We start from the raw sequence: 22,860 nt of genomic DNA, 5'->3' as shown, positions 1-22,860 counted from the left end.
TATCTGTGAGTTTTCCTGACAGGTTGCTCCGATCTTATCGGTTTTAATCCACCATGACGCTGGTTAAAGTATGTTCACTGCCTGAACGGCAATCCTCATTCGTTACCCGGAGGTTCCATGAGCCAGACCCAGACCCAATTTCGTAACGGCCCCGACGCCAAAGGCATGTTCGGATCGTTCGGTGGTCGGTACGTCGCTGAAACGCTGATGCCGCTGATCCTTGATCTGAACCGCGAATACGAAGCGGCCAAAGTTGATCCTTCTTTCCTCAAGGACCTGGCGTACTTTCAGCGCGACTATGTAGGCCGTCCAAACCCTCTGTATTTTGCCGAGCGTCTGACTGAGCACTGCGGCGGTGCAAAGATTTACTTCAAGCGCGAAGAGCTCAATCACACTGGCGCTCACAAGATCAACAACTGCATCGGCCAAGTCCTGTTGGCGCGGCGCATGGGTAAAAAACGCATCATCGCCGAGACCGGCGCAGGGATGCACGGCGTAGCGACCGCAACGGTGGCGGCGCGCTTTGGCTTGCAATGCGTGATCTACATGGGCACCACCGACATTGATCGCCAACAGGCCAACGTGTTCCGCATGAAGCTGCTGGGTGCTGAAATCATCCCGGTCGTCGCGGGTACCGGCACCTTGAAAGACGCAATGAACGAAGCACTGCGTGACTGGGTGACCAATGTCGACAGCACGTTTTACATGATTGGCACAGTGGCCGGTCCTCACCCGTACCCAGCGATGGTGCGGGACTTCCAGGCGGTCATTGGTAAGGAAACCCGCGAGCAGATGCTGGCTCAAGAGGGCCGTCTGCCCGACTCCCTGGTGGCGTGTATTGGCGGTGGTTCCAATGCGATGGGGCTGTTCCACCCGTTTCTGGATGACACCGGCATCGACATCATCGGCGTTGAAGCGGCCGGTCACGGGATCGAAACCGGCAAGCACGCGGCCAGCCTGAATGGAGGCGTGCCTGGTGTGCTGCACGGCAACCGCACCTTCCTGCTGCAAGACGACGACGGCCAGATCACCGACGCTCACTCTATTTCTGCAGGTCTGGATTACCCGGGCATCGGCCCTGAACACGCCTGGTTGCATGACATCGGCCGCGTTCAGTACACCTCGGTCACCGACGACGAGGCACTGGCGGCGTTTCATCAGTGCTGCAGGCTTGAAGGGATCATTCCTGCGCTGGAAACCGCGCACGCCTTGGCCGAGGCGGTCAAACGCGCTCCGTCGCTGCCGAAAGATCACTTGATGGTGATCAACCTGTCCGGCCGTGGCGACAAGGATATGCAAACCGTGATGCACCACCTGGATCTGTCCAAGCAGGAGAAACACTGATGAGCCGCCTGCAGACACGCTTTGCCGAACTCAAGCAGCAAAACCGCGCAGCATTGGTGACCTTTGTCACTGGTGGCGATCCGGACTACGACACATCGCTGGCGATCCTCAAAGGCCTGCCTAAACACGGTGCTGATGTGATCGAACTGGGTATGCCCTTCACCGATCCGATGGCAGACGGTCCGGCCATTCAGTTGGCCAACATCCGTGCGCTGGCCGCCAAGCAAAACCTGGCGAAAACCCTGCAGATGGTCAGCGAGTTTCGTGTCGAAGACCAAACTACTCCGCTGGTGCTGATGGGTTACTACAACCCGATTCACGCCTACGGCATTGAGCGCTTCATCGCAGCGGCCAGTGAAGCCGGGGTAGATGGCTTGATCGTGGTGGACTTGCCGCCAGAGCACAACGAGGAGCTGTGTGATCCGGCCCAGGCGGCAGGCCTGGACTTTATTCGCCTGACCACGCCGACCACTGACGATGTGCGGCTACCAACCGTGCTCAACGGCAGCTCAGGGTTCGTTTACTACGTGTCCGTTGCCGGGGTGACCGGTGCAGGCGCGGCGACAACTGATCAGGTCAAAGAGGCCATCGAACGTTTGCGTCGTCACACTGATCTGCCGATCAGCGTTGGTTTCGGTATCCGTACCCCGGAACAGGCAGCCGCGATTGCCCGACTGGCTGAGGGTGTGGTTGTCGGATCGGCGTTGATTGATTGCATCGCCAGCGCCAAATCCTCTGACGAAGCCATCACTGGCGTGCTGACACTTTGCTCGGCATTGTCTGAAGGCGTACGCAACGCGCGGGTCGGCTGAAGGTAAAGATTCTGATACACAGGAATTAGCCGCTCGGTACGCAGACTAAGCAATACAGCAAAGGGGTTCAGGACCAGATCCTGAGTCCTTTTTTGTTGTCTCGTATGGGTTCAGGAGCACTACATGAAAGTCTCAAACCGTTTGATTGCCGGGGTTGGCATCTTAATGATCAGCGCTACCACGCTGGTTAATGCAGCAGGGCCCGACGAGCGAGGCGGCCAGGACAATCGTGGTCCGGCCAACCATCAGGATCAGAATCAAGGTCACGGCAACGAACACGGCAACAATCAACAAGGCGGGAACCAGCCAGGCAACAATCAACCTGGTAATAATCAGCAAGGCCGAGGTCCGCAGGGTAATAACCAGCCTGGCAACCAGCAGCACGCAGACAATCGCGGCGGCGGTCGTCCTCCTGCAAATTTCGATGACGTGCGTCGCCAGGTTTATGAGCATCGGGAATCCATCGGTCGCGGCCAGCCGCTGCCGCCCAATGTTCACGTGGTACGTGGACACCCGTTACCGCGCGGTTATGGCAAACGCCTGGACAGCCGGTCGTTGCAGTATCTGCCGCGTTACGACGGTTATGAATGGCGCCGCCTGGGCCCGGACGTGGTCTTGATCGCAATAGGTAGCGGGCTGGTGTATGAAATCCTGGAAGGCGTTTTGAACTAAGCCCCTACGTCACTCAACTGTAGGAGCGTGCTTGCCCGCGATTTGCATTCTGTCAGCCAATGCAAACTGTGCTGCCTGATCCCAATCGCGGGCAAGCGCGCTCCTAAAGTTCGATAAGACTTCAACGCCTGAACATCTCCACCTTCAACTCCCGAATCCCGCCCATCCAGATCGCATGCTCAGTGTGGTCGGCTAAATCGTCTCCGGTCACAGGGTGTGTAAACACCACCAAACCGTTGCGATTCAGCGCCAGCCACAGCATCACATCAGCAAACTTGGAATGATCAAACGCCAACTGACAACTCCAGTCAGGATGCGGCCCGACCGGGCGCTCATGCACGCGGCCCATTTTTACGTCGAACGTTGCAGCAGCGGTTTCGCATAACGCCCGAGCCTGCTCGATGGTTTGAGCATCGAAATAGATGTGAGCGTGGTAGCTATCGATAGATGACATGGTGGGTTCCTCCGCAGTTAAGGCAGCAACGAGTACTGCCGGTTAATTCATTCAAATGGCAATCGAAGGCAACGGCTTGCCCACCAGCGAATCCCCGCTCCGCGCCTGTTCACTTTTCAACCAGTCGAGGAACTGTTGCACGATCTGAACGCGTCTTTTGCGTTGCGGTAGGACCACGTAATAGCCGTACGCTGAGATCGCGCTGGCTTGAATCGGACGACAGAGCAAACCCTGATCCAGCAAAGCATCCACCAAATGGCGCCAGCCAATCGCCACGCCCTGGCCGCCGATTGCGGCCTGGATGAGCAGCGTGTAGTTGTCGAAGCGAAGCTGCCCGGGCGCAGGTGCCTGGGGGATATTTAATGCGCGAAAGACGCCGCCCCAGTCGAACCAGTTGTTGCTGCCTTCGCTGCGCAGGTGCAGCAACGGAAACTCTTTCAGGGAGTCAGCGGGTAACGGCAACGCACGGCCGGCAATCAACTGGGGGCTGCACACCGGGAAGACTTCTTCGCTGAACAACCAATGACTCTCGCCCTGCTTGAAACGCCCGTCGCCGAACAGCACCGCGACGTCGATATCGGCGCGCAGCATTGTGTGGCTGCGCTCACTGGTGACAAGGCTGACATCGACGTCCGGGTTCAGCTTATGAAAACGGTGAAGCCGCGGCATCAGCCAGTACGCCGCGAAAGCAAAGTCTGTGGCGACCTGCAGCACTTCATGCTGGTGCTGCTCGGTGATGGCGGTCAAACCCGCGTCCATTGACTGCAGACCTGTTTGCACATGGCCAAACAGTATTTCCCCAGCCTCAGTCAGCTCGATGCCTCTGTAGATGCGATCAAACAGGCGAGTGGCCAGTTGCTCTTCCAGCCGTTTGATTTGCTGGCTGATGGCTGGCTGCGTTGTACCGAGCTCAATGGCCGCGGCGGTAAAGCTGCGCAAGCGAGCAGCGGCCTCAAAGCCACGCAACAGGTCAAGCGACATATCACCAAGCGCATCAAACATAAGCTGTGCTTATCCTAGGTATTGCCGTCTATGGGTTTTACACGCGCACTATAGGGTCCCATCCTGATCTGAAGCAATTTCGCATAAATATTCACTATGGAATGCCGCGAATACATGAAGCGCAAAAATATTCTTTTCATCATGGCCGATCAAATGGCCGCGCCGATGTTGCCGTTCTACGCTTCATCTCCTATCAAAATGCCCAATTTGAGCCGCCTCGCTGCAGAGGGCGTGGTCTTCGACGCCGCTTATTGCAACAGCCCGCTGTGTGCCCCATCACGTTTCACTCTGGTCAGCGGTCAGCTTCCGAGCAGAATCGGCGCCTATGACAACGCAGCAGACTTCCCCGCCGACGTCCCGACTTACGCGCACTACTTGCGCCGCCTGGGTTATCACACGGCACTGTCTGGGAAGATGCATTTCTGCGGCCCGGATCAGCTGCATGGTTATGAAGAGCGCCTCACCAGCGATATCTACCCTGCTGATTACGGTTGGTCCGTGAGCTGGGATGAGCCAGACGTGCGGCCGACTTGGTTTCACAACATGGCGTCAGTGCTGCAAGCCGGTCCATCGGTGCGCACCAACCAGCTCGACTTCGATGAAGAAGTAGTTTTCAAAGCCCAGCAGTATTTGTTCGATCACGTTCGTGAGGATGGCGATCAGCCGTTCTGCCTGACCGTGTCGATGACCCATCCCCACGACCCGTACACCATCCCGAAAAGCTATTGGAATCTGTACGGCGATGACGACATTCCAATGCCAGACCAGCCGCCTTCGCAGGCCAATCAAGACCCGCACTCCCAGCGATTGATGAAAGTTTATGACCTGTGGGACAAACCGCTGCCTGAGAACAAGATTCGTGACGCGCGTCGGGCGTATTTCGGAGCGTGCAGCTATATAGATGACAACGTCGGCAAGCTGTTGCAGACACTCGAGGACACAGGCCTGGCAGACGACACTATCATTGTGTTTTCTGGTGATCACGGCGACATGCTTGGCGAGCGCGGTCTCTGGTACAAAATGCACTGGTTCGAGATGTCGGCGCGGGTGCCTTTGCTGGTGTACGCTCCGGGGCAATTCAAGGCCGGCCGCGTGACGTCCGCTGTTTCAACGGCGGATCTGCTGCCGACCTTTGTCGAGATGGCCCAAGGTACGCTGGAAGACGGGCTGCCACTGGATGGGCGCTCACTGATGCCGCACTTGCAGGGCCAGACCGGACACGACGAAGTCTTTGGCGAATACATGGCTGAGGGCACAATCGGGCCGCTGATGATGATTCGTCGCGGTGCTTATAAATTCATCTATTCGGAAGACGATCCATGTCTGCTGTATGACGTGCATAACGACCCGAAAGAACAGGAAGAGCTGAGCCAATCCGACGATCATCGCGACCTGTTCAATGCATTTCTGGCCGAAGCACGGGCCAAATGGGATATACCGGCGATACACCATCAGGTGCTCGCCAGCCAGCGACGCAGGCGCTTTGTTGCGCAATCGCTGGCACTCGGCAAGCTGAAGAGTTGGGATCACCAGCCGCTGGTAGACGCCAGTCAGCAGTACATGCGCAACCATATCGATTTAGACGATCTGGAGCGCAAGGCCCGTTATCCACAACCTTGAACCCTGCCAAAACCTAGAAAATCAAAAAAGGGGCACACCATGAAAAAATTATCCACGGCGCTGGCGGTTGGGGTGATGAGTTTGAGCAGCGCTGTCGCATTCGCTGCTGATTCGGCAAGTTGCAGCACAGTGAAAATGGCCGATCCGGGTTGGAGCGATATCGCTGCGACCAACGCCATTGCCAGCTTTTTGCTCGATGGCATGGGTTACAAGGCGAAGGTAGATACGTTGGCAGTGCCGATTGCCTATGGTGGTCTAAAAGACGGGCAGATGGACGTTTTTCTAGGTAACTGGATGCCCGCGCAGCAGGGCTTTTATGACAAGTTCATCGCCACCGGGGACGTCACTCAGTACAAGAAAAACCTGGAAGGCACCGAGTTCACGCTCGCCGTGCCGGACTATGTGTACGACGCGGGCGTGCATGATTTCGCCGACCTGAACAAATTCGCGGATAAATTCCACAAGAAGATTTACGGCATCGGCTCGGGGGCTCCGGCCAACGCTTCGCTGCAGGAGATCATCAAGAAGAACGAGTTCAGCCTGGGTGAATGGAAGCTGGTTGAGTCCAGCGAGCAGGCGATGCTGGCCGAAGTGCAGCGCAACGTGAAGAAGAACGAGTTCGTGGTCTTCCTCGGCTGGACTCCGCACCCGATGAACGTGCAGATCAAAGGTATGCATTATCTGAAGGGCGGCGAGAAGTACTTCGGTGACACAGGCAGCGTTTACACAGTCACCCGCAAAGGTTACGCCGACGCCTGTCCGAACGTGGGCAAACTGCTGTCCAACCTGACATTCACTCAGGACCTGGAAAACACCATCATGAAGACTGTGGTCGACAGCAAAGTCACCAATGCCGAAGCGGTGAAGACTTACATCAAAGCTAATCCGGCAGTGTTGGACACATGGCTGGAAGGCGTGAAGACACTGGACGACAAGGATGCACTGGCGGCGGTGAAAGCCAAGCTGTAAGTCCTGATAGCTGGGATTGACGCCCGTCTGTAGGAGAAAACTTGTTGGCGAGACGGACAACGCGGTGTGTCAGGCACACCGCTTCGCGAACAAGTTCGCTCCTACAGAATCACTAAGCGCCTGCCAGCAACCGACGCAACTCAGCCAACACAGGCGCCGATTCAGGCCGCACACCGCGCCACTGAAAGAACGCTTCCGCCGCCTGTTCCACCAGCATCCCCAAACCATCTACTGATTGACCCGCCCCGTGCTCGGTTGCCCATCGGCAAAACGCGGTCGGCTCATTGCCATACATCATGTCGTAGCAGAACGTTTCGCCCGGTTGGATCAGGCTGGGTGAAATCGGCGGCAATTCGCCTGCCAGACTGGCAGAAGTTGCGTTGATGATGAGGTCCACCGGCTCCTCAAGCCAATCGAAGCCACTCGGGAATACGGGGCCGAGATCAGAAAACTCCTTCGCCAGATGTTCCGCTTTCTCAACCGTGCGATTGGCGATGACGATGACTTCAGGCTGCTCGGCCAGTAACGGTTCCAACGCCCCACGCACCGCGCCACCGGCGCCCAGCACCAGAATACGTTTACCCTTGAGCGCCACGCCGTGATTGACGGTCAGATCCCGCACCAAACCCGCACCGTCAGTGTTGTCACCCCGAAGACTGCCATCGGGCTGCTTGATCAGCGTATTCACCGCGCCGGCTCGTTGAGCGCGTTCAGTGAGGGTGTCCGCCATTCGAAAGGCTTGTTCCTTGAACGGCACCGTGACGTTGGCGCCACGGCCGCTCTGGAAGAAGGTCTTGGCAAAAGCGGTGAAATCATCCAGCGGCGCCAGCGATGTCGTGTACTCAAGCGCCTCACCGGTTTGCTCGGCAAACAGGCGATGAATCAGCGGCGACTTGCTGTGGCCGATGGGATTTCCGAAGACGACGTATTGGTCTGTCATTTGTTTTGCGCCTCACCCAACCAATCCCGATCCTGCAAAAAGTAGTCAGTCAACCGTGCTTCTTCACTGCCAGGTGCAGCTTTCCAGTCATAACCCCAGCGCACTTGCGGTGGCAGGGACATCAGAATGGATTCCGTGCGCCCCCCTGATTGCAGGCCGAACAGCGTGCCGCGGTCGTAAACAAGGTTGAATTCGACGTAGCGCCCGCGCCGGAACTCCTGAAATTCCCGTTGCTGAGCGGTATACGGCGTGGATTTGCGGCGCTGAACGATGGGCAGATAAGCGTCGATGAACGCATCACCTATGGCCCGTTGAAAGGCAAAGCTGGTGTCGAAATCCCATTCGTTCAGGTCATCGAAAAACAAACCGCCGACGCCCCGGGGTTCGTCACGGTGCTTGATGTGGAAGTACTTGTCGCACCACGCTTTGTAGCGCGGATAGACATCGGCGCCGAACGGCGCGCAGGCCTGCTCGGCAACGCGATGCCAGTGGATACAGTCCTCTTCAACGCCGTAATAAGGAGTCAGGTCGAAGCCGCCGCCGAACCACCAGACTGGCTCTTCGCCTTCTTTTTCGGCAATGAAGAAACGCACATTGGCGTGGGAGGTAGGGACGTAGGGATTGTGCGGATGCATGACCAGCGAAACGCCCAGCGCCTCGAAACCCCGTCCGGCCAACTCAGGGCGATGCGCGCTGGCAGAAGGTGGCAAACCGGCGCCGAAAACGTGGGAAAAGTTAACCCCGCCTTTTTCGATCAGCTCGCCGTTTTCCAGTACGCGGGTGCGTCCACCGCCGCCTGCTGGGCGCGTCCAGGCATCTTCAACGAAACGTGCGCTGCCGTCTTCCTGCTCCAGGGCTGCGCAAATCCGGTCTTGCAGATCGAGCAGGTAGGCTTTGACAGCGTCGGTGCGTGTGGACATGGCAGTACCTTCGTATCAAGCGCTTGAACTGAACCACCCGGGAACGATCCTGAAAATCCGCAGCAATACTGCGCCGCAGCATTCGAGCCCCAAGGCCTTGTAAACACAAGCGCGTCGGCAAAATTGGCGCGTAGCATACCACCGGCCACCCGGACGTCGCAGTTGACGAAGCTCAATCGAAGGAGTCCGATAGCACCCTTTCGCACGTGTTTTTTCGACCCTGACGGAGAAAGCAAATGGCAAAGCGTATCCAGTTCCGCGCCCACGGCGGCCCTGAAGTCCTTGAGTACGTCGACTTCGAGCCAGCAACACCGGGCCCGCAAGAAGTACTCGTGCGCAACAAGGCGATCGGCGTCAACTTTATTGAAACCTACTTCCGCACCGGTCTGTATCCCGTGCCCTCGATGCCATCAGGCTTGGGAAACGAAGGGGCGGGCGTGGTTGAAGCAATCGGAAGCGAGGTGACCCACGTCAAAGTAGGTGATCGCGTGGCATACGGCACAGGTCCGCTTGGAAGTTACTCGGAAGTCCACCTGATACCTGCCGCGAATCTGGCCAAGCTGCCGGACGACATCAGCTTCGAGCAAGCCGCCGCCGTGATGCTCAAAGGCCTGACCGTGCAATACCTGTTTCGTCAGACCTATGAGATTCGTCCGGAAGAAACCATTCTTTTCCACGCCGCTGCCGGTGGCGTCGGCTCGATCGCTTGCCAGTGGGCCAATGCGCTGGGCGTGAAGCTCATCGGCACGGTCAGCTCGGCGGAAAAAGCAGCGCACGCCAAAGCACTCGGCGCGTGGGAAATCATCGATTACAGCAAAGAAGACGTAGCCAAGCGCGTGCTGGAATTGACTGACGGCAAAAAGGTGTCGGTGGTGTATGACGGCGTCGGCAAAGACACGTGGGAAACGTCACTCAATTGTCTGGAGGTGCGTGGGTTGCTGGTGAGCTTCGGTAATGCGTCCGGCCCGGTGTCAGGCGTGAACCTGCAGATACTGGCGCAGAAAGGCTCGTTGTACGTGACTCGCCCGACACTGGGCTCTTACGCCAACACTCCGGAAGCGTTGCAGGCCATGGCCGATGAAGTGTTCGGTATGGTGGCAAGCGGCAAAGTGAAGGTCGACGACATTCAGCAGTACGCGCTCAAAGATGCAGGCAAAGCGCAGACAGAGCTGTCGGCACGGCGTACGACGGGGTCGATGATTCTGGTGCCTTAGCACTGGATTTTCTGTAGGAGCCAACTTGTTGGCGAGGCGGCAGACACGGTCTATTCAGCCAGAACGCCTCGCCAACAAGTTCGCTCCTACAGAAATAGTGCTGCGTTAACCTTGGCGCACCACATTCGCCGTCACCAAATCCCGAATCACACTCGGGTTGCGACGACCGCCCAGACTGCCACCCAGCACCATGTCCAGTTGCTGGTGGAAATACTGTTCCACACGCAACCGACTTCTCGCCGCAGGCCTGCCGGTCGGGTTGGCCGAGGTAGAAACCAAAGGCCCGGTCAGGGCACACAACTCGCGCACTTGCGGGTGATCACTGACCCGCAATGCAACGGTCTCATGTCCGCCAGTGATCCAGTCCGGCAACAGGTTCTGATGCGGCACCAGCCAGGTGTTCGGCCCGGGCCAAGTGCTGGCCATCCGGTCGAGCCACAGTTCCGGGAAGTCATCGAACAAGAAGTCGAACTGGTTAATGTTGTCAGCGATCAGGATTAGACCTTTTTCGACTGGCCTGGCTTTTATTGCCAGCAGGCGATACACCGCCTCAGCGTCCCAAGGATCGCATCCCAATCCCCACACAGCCTCGGTTGGATAGGCAATCACCGCCCCGGCCCGGATTTCTCGTGCGGCTTGCTGCACACGCCAACTGCTGACCATCGCGCTCTCTCCATACAAAGCTGGCCGCCAGTTTAACCTCACGGCGCCCGGCCAAACCATCGTCCCGCCTCGCAGGTGATGCATCCGTCCAGCTCAAGCTCAGTCAGCGCCGACAGCACCTTGGGTAACGGCCAGCCGCTGGACGCTGCAAGCGCTTCGCTGGTGTGCGGCGCCGCATGCAATAACGCCAGCAGGGGGTGATCAACTTGTTTGGTTACCGGGGCAAGGTCAGCCGCCTTGGCGTCGTTGGAGGGCGGCAATACTTGCCAGCCGCGCAGGCCTTCCATGATGTGGTCAATAGTCTCCACCAGCGTCGCCCCGTCGCGAATCAACTGGTGGCAACCGCGCGCGCCCGGATGATGAATCGAGCCAGGAATGGCATACACCTCACGCCCCTGTTCAGCCGCCAGACGCGCTGTAATCAAGGATCCGCTGGCGACACTGGCCTCCACCACCAGGACGCCCAAGGACAAGCCGCTGATGATTCTGTTGCGTCGCGGAAAGTTGCTCGCATGAGGACCGGCATCAAGCGGTAACTCTGAAATTACAGCGCTACCTTGGGCAACCATCGCTGCCGCCAAGTGTTTGTGCCGCTGTGGATAAAGTTTTTCAATGCCTGTCCCCAGCACTCCGATTGTGGCCCCTCCGACGTCCAGCGCGCCCTGGTGCGCAGCGCCATCAATTCCCAGTGCCAAGCCACTGGTAATCACAAATCCGGCACCCGCCAGACTGCGTGCGAAGGCGGCAGCCGTATCCATCCCTGGCTTGGAAGCACGCCGACTGCCGACCATTCCGAGCTGCGGTCGATCCAGCAGACTGCGATTGCCAGCGATGAAAAGCAGGGGTGGCGGATCAGGAATTTCAGCGAGCAGTGCAGGGTAATCCGGGTCGTCCCACATCAGTAAATGTTGGTCCTGACGCTCTAGCCACGCCATTGCAGCGCTGGCGCCGTCGCGTACATCAGGATTGCGCCGCGCTTCTGCTGAGGCTGCCGGGATACCCAACGCACGCCACGCCGAAGCAGGAGCACTGAGTGCAGCGCTGGCACCACCAAAGGCGTCGATGAGTTTATGAAAACGTTTAGGACCGATTTCCGGAAGCCTGTGCAGACGCAGGCGGGCCTCCAGTTCGGCGGGCGAGGATGCAGCGTTTTGAAGCAGTGGCATAAGATCTTCCCTGATCTCCAGCCCCTCCGGAAAAGAGGAGCAACCTGTGGATAACTCTGTTGACAACAATTATTCAAGTGAAGCACTTCGGTGGAAAAAAGCGTGTTGCACCTGATACATAGCGTTACGGATTACGCACCTTATCCATCACCGCCAGAGATCTGGTCGCGTGCAGCACAAGCGCATAGCTCAGGCGTTCGTAGGTACGGAAAATCATCAGCTCGCCTGCGCGCTCGTCAGGAATTTTCACTTCGTCGCCGCTGACGCGATCACGTACGTGCTCACCTGTCTTGTAAATCGCCAGTACGTTGCCATCGCTCAGGCCATCGCGTCTGCCGCGATCAAGAGTCACTACGTCAAATTCACCAATCTGCGTAACACCGCGCGGTACGTCGATGATCAGCCCGTCGATAGGGGCCGAAGGGGCGCTAGGCATGAATGTGGAGTTGATGGCGTGCTCTTCGCTTACGAACAGTCGATCGCCGAGGCGCACTTCTTGGGTCGAGCGCTGCAATTGCAAAGTGCCGATGTCGCCTTCGCTGGCGACGATGTCACCTCCGCCGATGTCATCTGCATTGATCCCCAGCACTTCCTTGCTGACCGGATCGATATAGGTTTTGCCCTGGCGAAAAATGCCGTAGCTGGCGTGTTCCGGGTCGAAATAGCCACGGGCGTAAATGCGATCTCCCGCGCCGCTGAGCACGCGTTCAGCGTTACCGCCGACGATGTAAGGCGCTTGCTGAAATTCTTTAGACGTATCGACGATCCGGTTTTTCAGCAGGAACGCGTTGATTGCACCCAGCGGGATAATCGGGATGGCGTCTGCCACCGGGCTGCTGCGAACGCGCGGAGACAGTTTGATAGTGCCGCGCGACTCGCCCCTATTCAGCGTCAGGCGCGGCTGACCATTCACGTAGCTCAGGGTCAGAACGTCTCCTGGATAGATAAGGTCCGGGTCGTGGACCTGAGGATTGGCGCGCCAGATCTCCGGCCATTTCCAGGGTTGACTGAGAAATTTTCCAGAAATACCCCAAAGCGTGTCGCCGGCGACAACGGTATAACGCTCTGGATGACCTTCCTTTAACTGTACTTGCGCCTGAACAAGGCCTGTCGCGGCCAACAGCAGCAGGGCGAGTAGTGATTTCCTCATGCGGTGAATCCCTTTATCATGTTGGCTTCGCGTGAATCATGGAGTCCTGCGAGACTTCTTTTTTATCAGGGTTGCCCGCTTGTGACGTCCCAAGCCTAGCAGCCGATTTTGACTTTACCCTACAAGTGCAGCGCTCACGTATATGGCCATTTTAAACATTCTCGAATTTCCCGACTCGCGCCTGCGCACCATCGCCAAACCGGTGGCCGTAGTCGACGACGGTGTCCGCCAGTTGGTCGACGACATGTTTGAAACCATGTACGAAGCCCCCGGCATCGGTCTTGCGGCGACGCAGGTTAACGTACACCAGCGCATCGTGGTCATGGACCTGAGCGAAGACCGCAGCGATCCGCGGGTCTTCATCAATCCCGAGTTCGAAACCCTGACCGACGAGATGGAACAGTATCAGGAAGGCTGCCTTTCCGTGCCGGGCTTCTATGAGAACGTAGATCGGCCGCAGAAGGTAAAAATCAAGGCCCTTGACCGCGACGGTCGACCTTATGAGCTCATTGCCGAAGGCCTGCTCGCAGTGTGCATTCAGCACGAATGCGATCACTTGAACGGCAAGCTGTTCGTCGATTACCTGTCCAACCTCAAGCGCGACCGGATCAAGAAGAAGCTCGAAAAACTGCACAAGCAGAACGCTTGAGTCAGTCCCCCATCTCCCTATTGTAGGAGCGCGCTTACCCGCGATTGCAGTGTGCCGGTCACGTGTCATGTCAGACCTGCCGAATCGCGGGCAAGCGCGCTCCTACAGCCATATTCCTCCAAGAGAAGCCCATGACTGAGCCATTGCGCATCGTCTTTGCCGGCACCCCCGAATTCGCCGCCGAACACTTGAAAGCCCTGCTCGACAGTCCTTACGAGGTGATCGCGGTCTACACCCAGCCGGATCGACCGGCAGGCCGTGGGCAAAAGCTGATGCCAAGCCCGGTCAAGCAATTGGCCCTGCAAAACGCGATCCCTGTCTTGCAGCCGCCAACCTTGCGCGACGCAGCGGCTCAGGCAGAACTCACAGCCCTCAAGCCTGATTTGTTAGTGGTCGTTGCATACGGTCTGATTCTGCCGCAAGTGGTGCTGGATATTCCGCGTCTGGGCTGCATCAACAGTCACGCCTCGCTGCTGCCACGCTGGCGCGGAGCGGCGCCAATCCAGCGTGCGGTAGAAGCGGGCGATGCACAAAGCGGCGTAACCGTCATGCGCATGGAGGCGGGTCTGGATACTGGCCCCATGCTGCTGAAAGTCACGACACCGATCAGCGCCGAAGACACCGGTGGCACCCTGCATGACCGCTTGGCAGAAATAGGCCCGCCCGCAGTGGTGAAAGCCATCGCCGGCCTGGCGGCCGGTACATTGGTCGACGAAGTCCAGGACGATACCCTTGCCACCTACGCCCACAAGCTCAACAAAGACGAAGCCCGCATAGACTGGACACGCCCTGCCGATGAGCTGGAGCGTCTGGTTCGTGCTTTCAATCCCTGGCCTATCTGTCACAGCACGCTGAGCGGCGAAGCGCTGAAGGTATTGGCAGCCGAAGTCGCCGAAGGGCAGGGCGCGCCGGGGGAAATCCTTAGCGCCAGCAAAGAAGGCCTGATCGTCGCCTGCGGCCAAAGCGCTCTTCGCCTGACGCGCCTACAACTGCCAGGCGGCAAACCCCTGAACTTCACTGATTTGTACAACAGCCGCCGCGAGAAATTTGCCATCGGCATCGTGCTCGGCCAGTCGGTGGACGCTCAATGAACCCGCGTCTAGCCGCCGCCAAAGCCCTCGCCGCCGTGCTCGGTGGCAAGGCTTCTCTTAATAGCTCGCTGCCCAAACAGCTGGACAACGTCGATGACCGCGACCGCGGCCTGACTCAGGATCTGGCCTTCGGCACGGCGCGCTGGGAGCCGAGGCTTTCAGCATTGGCTGCCAAATTGTTGCAAAAGCCGTTCAAGGCGGCTGACAACGATGTGCAAGCGTTACTGCTGGTGGGTTTGTACCAGTTGTTTTATTCGCGCATTCCCGCCCATGCCGCCATTGGCGAAACGGTCGGCTGCGCCGACAAACTCAAAAAGCCCTGGGCCAAGGCATTGCTCAATGCGGTGCTACGCCGCGCCCAACGCGAGGGCGAAGCGCTGTTGATCGAGCTTGAACATGACCCGGTGGTGCGCACCTCGCATCCGCGCTGGTTGCAAAAGGCGCTGAAGGCCGCCTGGCCTGAGCAGTGGGAAGCGATCTGCGCGGCCAACAACGCGCATCCGCCGATGATCCTGCGGGTCAATCGTCGTCACAAGACCCGCGATCAGTACCTACAACTGCTGCTGGACGCAGGTATACAGGCCAGTGCTACCGAGTTCAGTCAGGACGGTATCGTGTTGACCGAGCCGGTCGATGTGCGCGGGCTGCCAGGTTTTGCCGAAGGCTGGATCAGCGTTCAGGACGAGGCGGCCCAACTGGCCGCTGACCTGCTGGAGTTGGCGCCGGGCCAGCGCGTACTTGATGCCTGCTGCGCGCCGGGGGGCAAAACCTGCCATTTGTTGGAAGTGCAGTCGCAACTGGCGGGCGTAGTGGCTGTGGATCTTGAAGCCAAGCGCATGGTGCGGGTGAAAGAAAACCTGGACCGTCTGGGCCTGAGCGCTGAGCTCATCGCTGCCGACGCCCGCGCGACCGATCAATGGTGGGACGGCAAGCCGTTCCAGCGCATTTTGTTGGATGCGCCTTGCTCGGCAACGGGCGTTATCCGACGCCATCCCGATATCAAGCTGACGCGTCAGGCGGACGACATCCCGGCACTTGCCACGCTGCAAGGCCAATTGTTGGATGCATTGTGGCCAACGCTGCAAGTCGGCGGGATTCTGCTGTACGCCACCTGCTCGACCTTACCAACTGAAAATACCGAGGTCATCGAAGCGTTTCTCGCACGGACCTCTGGCGCACGGGAGCTGGACATCGCAGGCCAGAACGGCAATCCACCGCCCGGCCTGAAACAACCCCATGGCCGCCAGTTGTTGCCCCAGGAAGGCGGGCACGATGGCTTTTACTACGCCAAGCTGATCAAGATCGCTGCTAGCCAGGGCTAATCTGTAGGAGCCAACTTGTTGGCGAAGGGGTGACGCCGTTGAACGTCCCTCGCGAACAAGTTCGCTCCTACAGAGGTCGGGGCAGCGCAAGATTCAAGGAGTGAACCGTTGAAAATCATCATTCTCGGAGCAGGCCAGGTTGGTGGCACGCTGGCCGAGCATCTGGCCAGTGAAGCCAACGACATCACCGTGGTCGACACCGACGGTGACCGGCTGCGCGATCTGGGCGACCGCCTGGACATTCGTACCGTGCAAGGCCGCGGCTCTTTCCCTCACGTACTGCGTCAGGCGGGCGCCGACGATGCCGACATGCTGGTGGCCGTCACCAGCAGCGACGAAACCAACATGATCGCCTGCCAGGTTGCGTACACGCTGTTTCACACGCCCACCAAAATCGCGCGCATTCGCGAAGCGGCTTATCTGACGCGCGCGGGTCTGTTCGACAACGATGCGATTCCGGTCGACGTCCTGATCAGCCCGGAACAGGTCGTAACCAACTACATCAAGCGGCTGATCGAATACCCAAGCGCGTTGCAAGTAATCGACTTCGCCGGCGGCAAAGTGCAACTGGTGGCGGTCAAGGCGTATTACGGGGGCCCGCTGGTGGGCCAGCAGTTGCGCCAACTGCGTGCACACATGCCAAACGTCGATACGCGGGTAGCGGCCATCTTCCGCCGTGATCGTCCGATTATTCCTCAGGGCGATACGGTGATCGAAGCCGATGACGAAGTCTTCTTCATTGCGGCCAAGGCGCACATCCGTGCGGTGATGGGAGAAATGCGCCGGCTGGACGAGAGCTATAAACGCATCATCATTGCCGGTGGCGGACACATTGGAGAGCGGCTGGCCGAGGCCATCGAAAACCGCTATCAGGTCAAAATCATCGAGATGAACCCGGCGCGCTGTCGCTACCTGTCGGACACTCTCGACAACACGGTCGTCCTACAAGGCAGCGCATCGGACCGCGATCTGCTGATGGAAGAAAACATCGACAACGCTGACCTGTTTCTGGCCCTCACCAACGACGACGAAGCCAACATCATGTCGTCGTTGCTGGCCAAACGTCTCGGCGCGAAGAAGGTGATGACGATCATCAACAATCCCGCGTACGTGGATCTGGTTCAGGGCGGCGAGATCGACATTGCGGTCAGCCCACAGTTGGCGACCATCGGTACATTGCTGGCTCACGTGCGGCGCGGCGATATCGTCAGCGTGCATTCACTGCGCAGGGGTGCGGCGGAAGCCATCGAAGTGGTGGCCCATGGTGATTCGAAATCGAGCAAGGTCATCGGCCGGTGCATTCGCGACATCGATTTACCATCGGGTACGACCATTGGCGCCATCACTCGTGGGGAAGATGTACTCATCGCCCATGACGCCACGGTGATCGAGTCGGGCGACCACGTGGTCATGTTTCTTGTGGATAAAAAACACATTCGGGACGTGGAGCGGTTGTTTCAGGTGGGGTTGAGCTTCTTCTGAAACGAATACCGTTGTAGGAGCGCGCTTGCCCGCGATTGCGCTGTGTCAGGCGACATCACTGAAACCGACATACCGCATTCACGGGCAAGCGCGCTCCTACAGATTAAAGGTCGGGATCAATACCACCGCGCCTCACCGGCGGGGCGTTTCTTGAAGCGTTTCATCGTCCACATGTACTGACTTGGATAAGCCCGCACATACTTCTCGACCACTTTACTCATGGCCGCTGCCGAGGTCTCAGTGTCGGTGCTGTACATCTCTTCCGGCGCCGCTTGGAGCACGACTTTGTAGCCGGAGCCATCTTCCAGCCGCATGGCGTGCAGGAACACACCCACCGCTTTGCCACCCGCCAGCATGTTCGGCACGAACTTGCTGGTCAGCGCCACCGTCCCACAGAACGGTACGAAAATGCCTGCTGATTCTGCAGGCTCCGGGTCAGCCGGAATGCCCACCGAACCGCCTTTGCGTACTTCTTTGATGACGCTGAGAATGCCTTCCTTGGTCGAAGCGGCCACCCGATTCCCCAACTGCACACGCTGTTTGCGCAGCAGGTCATCCACGGCTTTGAGCTTGGGCGGACGATAGAAAATGATCGGTTTGCACTGGCTGCAATAGAAGTGGTTGAGCACTTCCCAGTTGCCCAGGTGACTGGTGATACCGACCACGCCTTTGCCCGATGCCAACGCGGCAGTCAGCACTTCAAGGCCTTCGACTTCGCGCACCAGATTGATCGATTTTTGGGCTGGCCAGATCCAGGCGCAGGCGCTCTCGGTGAGGGTCTTGCCGATATCCATCAGGCTGCGCCCGACCAACGCTTCAAGCTCCTGTGGATTCAACTCAGGAAAGCACTTGGACAGATTGATCCGCGCCACTTCACGCGAACGATTGGGCAATTTCCACATCAGCCAGCCGATGGCCGTACCGACCGCTTGCACTGCGCGCCAAGGCAGCAGGGCAAACAACCGCAACGCCCCGACCATCATGGCGCCTTTGAACTTATCCACAGATCACTCCTGAATCGATGAGGAGGGTATTGTAACCGTCAGCCATGGGCCGGGCTGCAACAACCGCTGATCTGTAGTAGCGCACTTGCCCGCAATGTGCGGTGGGTCAGCCAACATCTTCGTAGCTGACCTACCGCGATTCGCGGGCAAGCGCGCTCCTACAGTGAGTCGTTACCTACTAGCGCCGCGTACTGATCACAATCCACGGTATGGTCCATGACCATGCCGGTGGCCTGCATGTAGGCGTAACAAATGGTCGGACCGACGAAGGTGAAGCCTGCTTTTTTCAACGCCTTGCTCATGGCCTCAGCTTGGGGGGTGATAGCCGGGACTTCGCTGCGGTCCTTAAAGTGATTGATCTTCGGCGTGCCACCGACAAAAGACCAGACGAACGCTACAGGATCTTCCAGCTTCAGCCAGGCCTGAGCGTTGCGGCGTGCGGCATTAAGTTTGAGACGGTTGCGCACGATGCCTGGCTCCAGCATCAGCGCCTCAATGTGAGCGTCAGTCATCTGCGCCACACGCTGCACGTCAAAATTGAACATGACTTCACGGTAGCGGGCGCGTTTCTTTAAAATCGTGATCCATGACAACCCGGCCTGGAACCCTTCGAGCAACAGGAACTCGAAGAGCATCTGCGCATCGCGCAGCGGCACGCCCCACTCTTGATCGTGATAGGCCATATAAAGAGGGTCTTCGTTGCACCAAAAGCAGCGTGGCATAGGGCTCCAAGGGTGGAGGCGCGGTCGAATCGGGTATACTCCCGCTCTTTAAATCGCAGCCCCCCAGTACAGGTGAATTTCGTGAGCCAGCCTACGCCAGCCGTGCGTACCTTCCAAGACTTGATCCTCGCCCTCCAGCAGTACTGGGCTGAGCAAGGTTGTGTGGTACTTCAGCCCTACGATATGGAAGTGGGCGCCGGCACTTTCCACACTGCCACGTTTCTGCGCGCCATCGGCCCGGAAACCTGGAACGCAGCCTACGTACAACCGAGCCGTCGTCCTACCGATGGCCGTTATGGCGAAAACCCGAATCGCCTGCAGCATTACTACCAGTTCCAGGTTGTGCTCAAGCCCAATCCGGACAATTTCCAAGAGCTGTATCTGGGCTCGCTGAAGCATGTCGGTCTCGATCCACTGGTCCACGATGTGCGCTTCGTCGAAGACAACTGGGAATCGCCGACGCTGGGCGCCTGGGGCATGGGCTGGGAGATCTGGCTCAACGGCATGGAAGTCTCGCAATTCACCTACTTCCAGCAGGCTGGCGGTATCGAGTGCTACCCGGTGACTGGCGAAATCACCTACGGCCTCGAGCGCCTGGCGATGTACCTGCAGAACGTCGATTCGGTGTACGACCTGGTTTGGGCCGACGGTCCGTTCGGTCGCGTTACTTACGGCGATGTGTTCCACCAGAACGAAGTGGAGCAATCCACTTACAACTTCGAGCAAGCGAACGTCGAGAAACTGTTCGAGCTGTTCGACTTCTACGAAAGCGAAGCCAAGCGCCTGATCGAACTCGATCAACCGCTGCCACTGCCAAGCTACGAAATGGTCCTCAAGGCCTCGCACACCTTCAACTTGCTGGACGCCCGTCGCGCGATTTCCGTGACCGCTCGTCAGCAATACATCCTGCGTGTGCGCACGCTGGCGCGCTCCGTGGCCCAGGCGTACCTGATGGCCCGAGCCAAACTTGGCTTCCCGATGGCACCCCCTGATCTACGTGACGAAGTGTTGGCTAAGCTGGAGGCTGCGCAATGAGTGCTCAAGATTTCCTGGTTGAACTGGGCACCGAAGAATTGCCACCCAAAGCATTGAGCGTGCTGGGCGACGCCTTTCTGGCCGGTATCGAAAAAGGTTTGCAGGCCGCGGGCCTCACCTACAGCGCCAAGCAAGTGTTTGCAGCGCCACGCCGTCTGGCCGTGCTGATCACCGAACTGGCAACCCAGCAACCCGACCGCAGCGTTAACCTCGATGGCCCGCCACGTCAGGCGGCCTTCGATGCGGATGGCAATCCAACGCAGGCGGCCTTGGGTTTCGCCAAAAAGTGCGGCGTTGATCTCAGCGAAATCGATCAAAGCGGCCCGAAACTGCGCTACAGCCAGAGCATTGCCGGCAAGACCACAGCTAGCCTGCTGCCAACCATTGTCGAAGACTCATTGAACGACCTGCCTATTCCCAAGCGCATGCGTTGGGGAGCCCGCAAGGAAGAGTTCGTGCGTCCAACCCAATGGCTGGTGATGTTGTTCGGCGAACAGGTGATCGATTGCACGATCCTGGCGCAGACCGCAGGCCGTGAGTCGCGCGGTCACCGTTTCCATCACCCTGAAAACGTGCGTATCACTTCGCCTGCCAGCTATATCAGCGACCTGCGCGCTGCCCACGTGCTGGCCGATTTCAATGAGCGTCGTCAGCTGATCAGCAAGCGCATCGAAGAGCTCGCCACCGAGTACGAAGGCACTGCAATCGTGCCGCCGAGCCTGCTGGATGAAGTGACCGCGCTGGTCGAGTGGCCGGTTCCGCTGGTCTGTTCTTTCGAAGAGCGCTTCCTTGATGTGCCTCAGGAAGCGTTGATCACCACCATGCAGGACAACCAGAAGTATTTCTGCCTGCTGGATGCCGACGGCAAATTGCTCCCGCGCTTCATCACGGTCGCCAATATCGAAAGCAAAGACCCGTCGCAGATCGTGCTGGGCAACGAGAAAGTCGTTCGCCCGCGCCTGACTGATGCCGAGTTCTTCTACAAGCAAGACAAGAAGCAGAAGCTGGAGACGTTCAACCAGCGTCTGCAAAACGTGGTGTTCCAGGCGCAACTGGGCACCGTGTTCGACAAGGCCGAGCGGGTTTCCAAACTGGCAGCCTTCATCGCACCTCGTATCGGTGGCGATGCCCAGCGCGCTGCACGTGCTGGCCTGCTATCCAAGTGCGACCTGGCGACCGAAATGGTTGGCGAATTTCCGGAAATGCAGGGCATTGCCGGTTACTACTACGCCTTGGCCGATGGCGAGCCGGAAGACGTTGCGCTTGCGCTCAACGAACAGTACATGCCACGCGGTGCAGGTGCTGAACTGCCCACTACGTTAACTGGTGCTGCCGTTGCCATCGCTGACAAGCTCGACACGCTGGTTGGCATCTTCGGCATTGGCATGCTGCCTACCGGTAGCAAAGACCCGTACGCACTGCGGCGCGCGGCGCTGGGCATTCTGCGCATCTTGATCGAGAAGAAGCTCGATCTCGATCTGATCAAGACCGTGCAATTTGCTGTGGCGCAGTTCGGTACCAAGATCAAGCCAGCCGGTCTGCCGGAGCAAGTGCTCGAGTTCGTATTCGATCGCCTGCGTGCTCGCTACGAAGACGAAGGCGTCGACGTGTCGGTATACCTGTCGGTGCGTGCGCTGCAGCCTGCTTCTGCGTTGGACTTCGACCAGCGTGTGCAAGCTGTACAGACCTTCCGAAAACTACCGGAAGCAGCAGCACTGGCGGCCGTCAACAAGCGTGTTTCCAACTTGTTGAGCAAAGCCGAAGGCGCCATCGCCAACACGGTTGAGCCTAAGTACTTCGACAACGCCAACGAGTTCTCGCTGTACTCGGCAATCCAACAAGCGGACCAGGCAGTACAGCCCATGACGGCGGATCGTCAATACAGCGAGTCACTGACACGACTGGCTGCCTTGCGCGAACCGGTTGATGCCTTCTTCGAGGCAGTCATGGTCAATGCCGAAGACGCCAGCGTGCGCGCCAATCGTTATGCCTTGCTGGCGCGGCTGCGAGGGTTGTTCCTCGGTGTCGCCGACATTTCCTTGTTGAGCTGATGTTGGGGGCGATTCGTGAAACTGCTGATTCTCGATAGGGACGGGGTGATCAACGAAGACTCCGACGCGTACATCAAGTCGGTAGAAGAGTGGATTCCAATTCCCGGCTCAATCGAGGCGATTGCACGGTTGAGCAAAGCCGGCTGGACGGTAGCGATTGCTACTAACCAGTCCGGCATCGCTCGCGGTTATTACGACATTGCCACTCTGGATGCCATGCACGCGCGTTTGCGTGCCTTGGTGACAGAGCAGGGCGGCGAGGTTGGTCTGATCGTTTACTGCCCGCACGGCCCAGATGAGGGCTGCGACTGTCGCAAGCCCAAGCCCGGTATGCTGCGCACCATAGCCGGCCATTACGCTGTAGATCTGGCTGAGGTCTGGTTTGTGGGTGATAGCAAGGGTGACCTGGAGGCCGCGCTGGCCGTCGACTCTCAGCCTGTTCTGGTGATGACCGGCAAAGGTCGCAAGACCCGCAGCGGCTCTATACCTGCAGGCACACTGATTTTTGATGATCTGGCGGCGATTGCTGCAGAGCTTATTCACAATAACGCTTCGTTGAACGGCTAGCCGGTCACCCA

At 58.4% G+C, this 22,860-nt stretch carries 22 protein-coding genes; 13 read left to right on the top strand and 9 right to left on the bottom strand.

Annotation, left to right across the window (positions count from 1 at the left end; translation table 11 throughout):
* The first annotated feature begins 117 nt into the window (after nucleotides 1-117).
* From trpB to ACWKV9_RS06780, 3 genes are all read left to right on the top strand, one after another.
* Nucleotides 118-1,344, top strand: a complete 1,227-nt coding sequence (gene trpB / locus ACWKV9_RS06790; protein ID WP_483835301.1) for a tryptophan synthase subunit beta — start codon at nucleotides 118-120, stop codon at nucleotides 1,342-1,344.
* Entirely contained in the window at nucleotides 1,344-2,156 is an 813-nt protein-coding gene (gene trpA, locus ACWKV9_RS06785; protein WP_483835300.1) for a tryptophan synthase subunit alpha, read from the top strand. The genes trpB and trpA overlap by 1 nt, the downstream gene beginning before the upstream one ends.
* A 123-nt stretch (nucleotides 2,157-2,279) precedes the next feature.
* Nucleotides 2,280-2,828 (top strand): anti-virulence regulator CigR family protein, encoded by a 549-nt coding sequence (locus ACWKV9_RS06780; protein WP_483835299.1) that lies wholly within the window; start codon nucleotides 2,280-2,282, stop codon nucleotides 2,826-2,828.
* Between the two features lie 121 nt (nucleotides 2,829-2,949).
* Here ACWKV9_RS06780 and ACWKV9_RS06775 read toward each other — a convergent pair whose 3' ends face one another.
* Both ACWKV9_RS06775 and ACWKV9_RS06770 read right to left on the bottom strand, forming a co-directional pair.
* Entirely contained in the window at nucleotides 2,950-3,282 is a 333-nt protein-coding gene (locus ACWKV9_RS06775) for a DOPA 4,5-dioxygenase family protein (RefSeq protein ID WP_483835298.1), read from the bottom strand.
* A 51-nt stretch (nucleotides 3,283-3,333) separates the two neighbouring features.
* Nucleotides 3,334-4,284, bottom strand: coding sequence for a choline sulfate utilization transcriptional regulator (locus ACWKV9_RS06770; RefSeq protein WP_483835297.1), 951 nt, complete (start codon nucleotides 4,282-4,284; stop codon nucleotides 3,334-3,336).
* A gap of 114 nt (nucleotides 4,285-4,398) precedes the next feature.
* Between ACWKV9_RS06770 and betC the strand changes: the two genes are divergently transcribed.
* Entirely contained in the window at nucleotides 4,399-5,904 is a 1,506-nt protein-coding gene (gene betC / locus ACWKV9_RS06765; protein WP_483835296.1) for a choline-sulfatase, read from the top strand.
* A gap of 39 nt (nucleotides 5,905-5,943) precedes the next feature.
* Nucleotides 5,944-6,873: a choline ABC transporter substrate-binding protein gene (gene choX / locus ACWKV9_RS06760; protein ID WP_483835295.1), complete on the top strand. Its 930-nt coding sequence runs from the start codon at nucleotides 5,944-5,946 to the stop codon at nucleotides 6,871-6,873.
* 112 nt (nucleotides 6,874-6,985) lie between these two features.
* Here choX and aroE read toward each other — a convergent pair whose 3' ends face one another.
* Both aroE and hemF read right to left on the bottom strand, forming a co-directional pair.
* Nucleotides 6,986-7,813 (bottom strand): shikimate dehydrogenase, encoded by an 828-nt coding sequence (aroE, locus tag ACWKV9_RS06755; protein ID WP_483835294.1) that lies wholly within the window; start codon nucleotides 7,811-7,813, stop codon nucleotides 6,986-6,988.
* On the bottom strand, nucleotides 7,810-8,733 hold the full coding sequence (gene hemF, locus ACWKV9_RS06750; protein ID WP_483835293.1) for an oxygen-dependent coproporphyrinogen oxidase: 924 nt from the start codon (nucleotides 8,731-8,733) through the stop codon (nucleotides 7,810-7,812). Before hemF ends, aroE begins: the two co-directional genes overlap by 4 nt.
* Nucleotides 8,734-8,969: 236 nt before the next feature.
* On the opposite strand from hemF, the gene ACWKV9_RS06745 reads away from it, so the two are divergent.
* On the top strand, nucleotides 8,970-9,947 hold the full coding sequence (locus ACWKV9_RS06745) for an NADPH:quinone reductase (RefSeq protein WP_483835292.1): 978 nt from the start codon (nucleotides 8,970-8,972) through the stop codon (nucleotides 9,945-9,947).
* Nucleotides 9,948-10,052: 105 nt separating this feature from the next.
* Here the strand turns inward: ACWKV9_RS06745 and tsaC are convergent, their stop codons facing one another.
* The 3 genes from tsaC to ACWKV9_RS06730 all read right to left on the bottom strand — a co-directional run bounded on the left by tsaC (nucleotide 10,053) and on the right by ACWKV9_RS06730 (nucleotide 12,926).
* Nucleotides 10,053-10,610: an L-threonylcarbamoyladenylate synthase type 1 TsaC gene (gene tsaC / locus ACWKV9_RS06740; protein WP_483835291.1), complete on the bottom strand. Its 558-nt coding sequence runs from the start codon at nucleotides 10,608-10,610 to the stop codon at nucleotides 10,053-10,055.
* 38 nt (nucleotides 10,611-10,648) lie between these two features.
* A complete protein-coding gene (dprA, locus tag ACWKV9_RS06735; protein ID WP_483835290.1) occupies nucleotides 10,649-11,776 on the bottom strand; it encodes a DNA-processing protein DprA in 1,128 nt (375 codons plus the stop codon).
* A gap of 124 nt (nucleotides 11,777-11,900) precedes the next feature.
* Nucleotides 11,901-12,926 (bottom strand): LysM peptidoglycan-binding domain-containing protein, encoded by a 1,026-nt coding sequence (locus tag ACWKV9_RS06730; RefSeq protein ID WP_483835289.1) that lies wholly within the window; start codon nucleotides 12,924-12,926, stop codon nucleotides 11,901-11,903.
* Nucleotides 12,927-13,068: 142 nt separating this feature from the next.
* On the opposite strand from ACWKV9_RS06730, the gene def reads away from it, so the two are divergent.
* The 4 genes from def to trkA all read left to right on the top strand — a co-directional run bounded on the left by def (nucleotide 13,069) and on the right by trkA (nucleotide 17,470).
* Nucleotides 13,069-13,575 carry a peptide deformylase gene (gene def / locus ACWKV9_RS06725; RefSeq protein WP_483835288.1) on the top strand — a complete coding sequence of 169 codons (507 nt, stop codon included), beginning with the start codon at nucleotides 13,069-13,071 and terminating at the stop codon, nucleotides 13,573-13,575.
* 131 nt (nucleotides 13,576-13,706) lie between these two features.
* Nucleotides 13,707-14,666, top strand: a complete 960-nt coding sequence (fmt, locus tag ACWKV9_RS06720) for a methionyl-tRNA formyltransferase (protein WP_483835287.1) — start codon at nucleotides 13,707-13,709, stop codon at nucleotides 14,664-14,666.
* The gene (rsmB, locus tag ACWKV9_RS06715; RefSeq protein ID WP_483835286.1) at nucleotides 14,663-15,988 is read left to right on the top strand and encodes a 16S rRNA (cytosine(967)-C(5))-methyltransferase RsmB; all 1,326 of its coding nucleotides are present in this window, start codon (nucleotides 14,663-14,665) and stop codon (nucleotides 15,986-15,988) included. Before fmt ends, rsmB begins: the two co-directional genes overlap by 4 nt.
* Before the next feature lie 108 nt (nucleotides 15,989-16,096).
* The gene (trkA, locus tag ACWKV9_RS06710; protein ID WP_483835285.1) at nucleotides 16,097-17,470 is read left to right on the top strand and encodes a Trk system potassium transporter TrkA; all 1,374 of its coding nucleotides are present in this window, start codon (nucleotides 16,097-16,099) and stop codon (nucleotides 17,468-17,470) included.
* Between the two features lie 116 nt (nucleotides 17,471-17,586).
* Here the strand turns inward: trkA and ACWKV9_RS06705 are convergent, their stop codons facing one another.
* A complete protein-coding gene (locus ACWKV9_RS06705) occupies nucleotides 17,587-18,474 on the bottom strand; it encodes a lysophospholipid acyltransferase (RefSeq protein ID WP_483835284.1) in 888 nt (295 codons plus the stop codon).
* A gap of 158 nt (nucleotides 18,475-18,632) precedes the next feature.
* Nucleotides 18,633-19,196, bottom strand: a complete 564-nt coding sequence (locus ACWKV9_RS06700; protein WP_483835283.1) for a DNA-3-methyladenine glycosylase I — start codon at nucleotides 19,194-19,196, stop codon at nucleotides 18,633-18,635.
* Nucleotides 19,197-19,277: 81 nt separating this feature from the next.
* Between ACWKV9_RS06700 and glyQ the strand changes: the two genes are divergently transcribed.
* The 3 genes from glyQ to gmhB are packed head-to-tail and all read left to right on the top strand — an operon-like array spanning nucleotide 19,278 to nucleotide 22,849.
* A complete protein-coding gene (gene glyQ / locus ACWKV9_RS06695) occupies nucleotides 19,278-20,231 on the top strand; it encodes a glycine--tRNA ligase subunit alpha (protein WP_331188299.1) in 954 nt (317 codons plus the stop codon).
* Entirely contained in the window at nucleotides 20,228-22,282 is a 2,055-nt protein-coding gene (glyS, locus tag ACWKV9_RS06690; protein ID WP_483835282.1) for a glycine--tRNA ligase subunit beta, read from the top strand. The genes glyQ and glyS overlap by 4 nt, the downstream gene beginning before the upstream one ends.
* A gap of 15 nt (nucleotides 22,283-22,297) precedes the next feature.
* On the top strand, nucleotides 22,298-22,849 hold the full coding sequence (gmhB, locus tag ACWKV9_RS06685; protein WP_483835281.1) for a D-glycero-beta-D-manno-heptose 1,7-bisphosphate 7-phosphatase: 552 nt from the start codon (nucleotides 22,298-22,300) through the stop codon (nucleotides 22,847-22,849).
* Nucleotides 22,850-22,860 lie beyond the last annotated feature (11 nt).

The sequence above is a fragment of the Pseudomonas corni genome (assembly GCF_057128765.1).
Note: the sequence above shows the minus strand (reverse complement) of the source record. Positions and strands in the feature narration are given on the sequence as shown.

What these genes read in the sequence shown, in the direction of transcription:
- trpB (WP_483835301.1), top strand. Translation starts at nt 118, where the DNA reads ATGAGCCAGACCCAGACCCAATTTCGTAACGGCCCCGACGCCAAAGGC.
- trpA (WP_483835300.1), top strand. Translation starts at nt 1,344, where the DNA reads ATGAGCCGCCTGCAGACACGCTTTGCCGAACTCAAGCAGCAAAACCGC.
- ACWKV9_RS06780 (WP_483835299.1), top strand. Translation starts at nt 2,280, where the DNA reads ATGAAAGTCTCAAACCGTTTGATTGCCGGGGTTGGCATCTTAATGATC.
- ACWKV9_RS06775 (WP_483835298.1), bottom strand. Translation starts at nt 3,282, where the DNA reads ATGTCATCTATCGATAGCTACCACGCTCACATCTATTTCGATGCTCAA.
- ACWKV9_RS06770 (WP_483835297.1), bottom strand. Translation starts at nt 4,284, where the DNA reads ATGTTTGATGCGCTTGGTGATATGTCGCTTGACCTGTTGCGTGGCTTT.
- betC (WP_483835296.1), top strand. Translation starts at nt 4,399, where the DNA reads ATGAAGCGCAAAAATATTCTTTTCATCATGGCCGATCAAATGGCCGCG.
- choX (WP_483835295.1), top strand. Translation starts at nt 5,944, where the DNA reads ATGAAAAAATTATCCACGGCGCTGGCGGTTGGGGTGATGAGTTTGAGC.
- aroE (WP_483835294.1), bottom strand. Translation starts at nt 7,813, where the DNA reads ATGACAGACCAATACGTCGTCTTCGGAAATCCCATCGGCCACAGCAAG.
- hemF (WP_483835293.1), bottom strand. Translation starts at nt 8,733, where the DNA reads ATGTCCACACGCACCGACGCTGTCAAAGCCTACCTGCTCGATCTGCAA.
- ACWKV9_RS06745 (WP_483835292.1), top strand. Translation starts at nt 8,970, where the DNA reads ATGGCAAAGCGTATCCAGTTCCGCGCCCACGGCGGCCCTGAAGTCCTT.
- tsaC (WP_483835291.1), bottom strand. Translation starts at nt 10,610, where the DNA reads ATGGTCAGCAGTTGGCGTGTGCAGCAAGCCGCACGAGAAATCCGGGCC.
- dprA (WP_483835290.1), bottom strand. Translation starts at nt 11,776, where the DNA reads ATGCCACTGCTTCAAAACGCTGCATCCTCGCCCGCCGAACTGGAGGCC.
- ACWKV9_RS06730 (WP_483835289.1), bottom strand. Translation starts at nt 12,926, where the DNA reads ATGAGGAAATCACTACTCGCCCTGCTGCTGTTGGCCGCGACAGGCCTT.
- def (WP_483835288.1), top strand. Translation starts at nt 13,069, where the DNA reads ATGGCCATTTTAAACATTCTCGAATTTCCCGACTCGCGCCTGCGCACC.
- fmt (WP_483835287.1), top strand. Translation starts at nt 13,707, where the DNA reads ATGACTGAGCCATTGCGCATCGTCTTTGCCGGCACCCCCGAATTCGCC.
- rsmB (WP_483835286.1), top strand. Translation starts at nt 14,663, where the DNA reads ATGAACCCGCGTCTAGCCGCCGCCAAAGCCCTCGCCGCCGTGCTCGGT.
- ACWKV9_RS06700 (WP_483835283.1), bottom strand. Translation starts at nt 19,196, where the DNA reads ATGCCACGCTGCTTTTGGTGCAACGAAGACCCTCTTTATATGGCCTAT.
- glyS (WP_483835282.1), top strand. Translation starts at nt 20,228, where the DNA reads ATGAGTGCTCAAGATTTCCTGGTTGAACTGGGCACCGAAGAATTGCCA.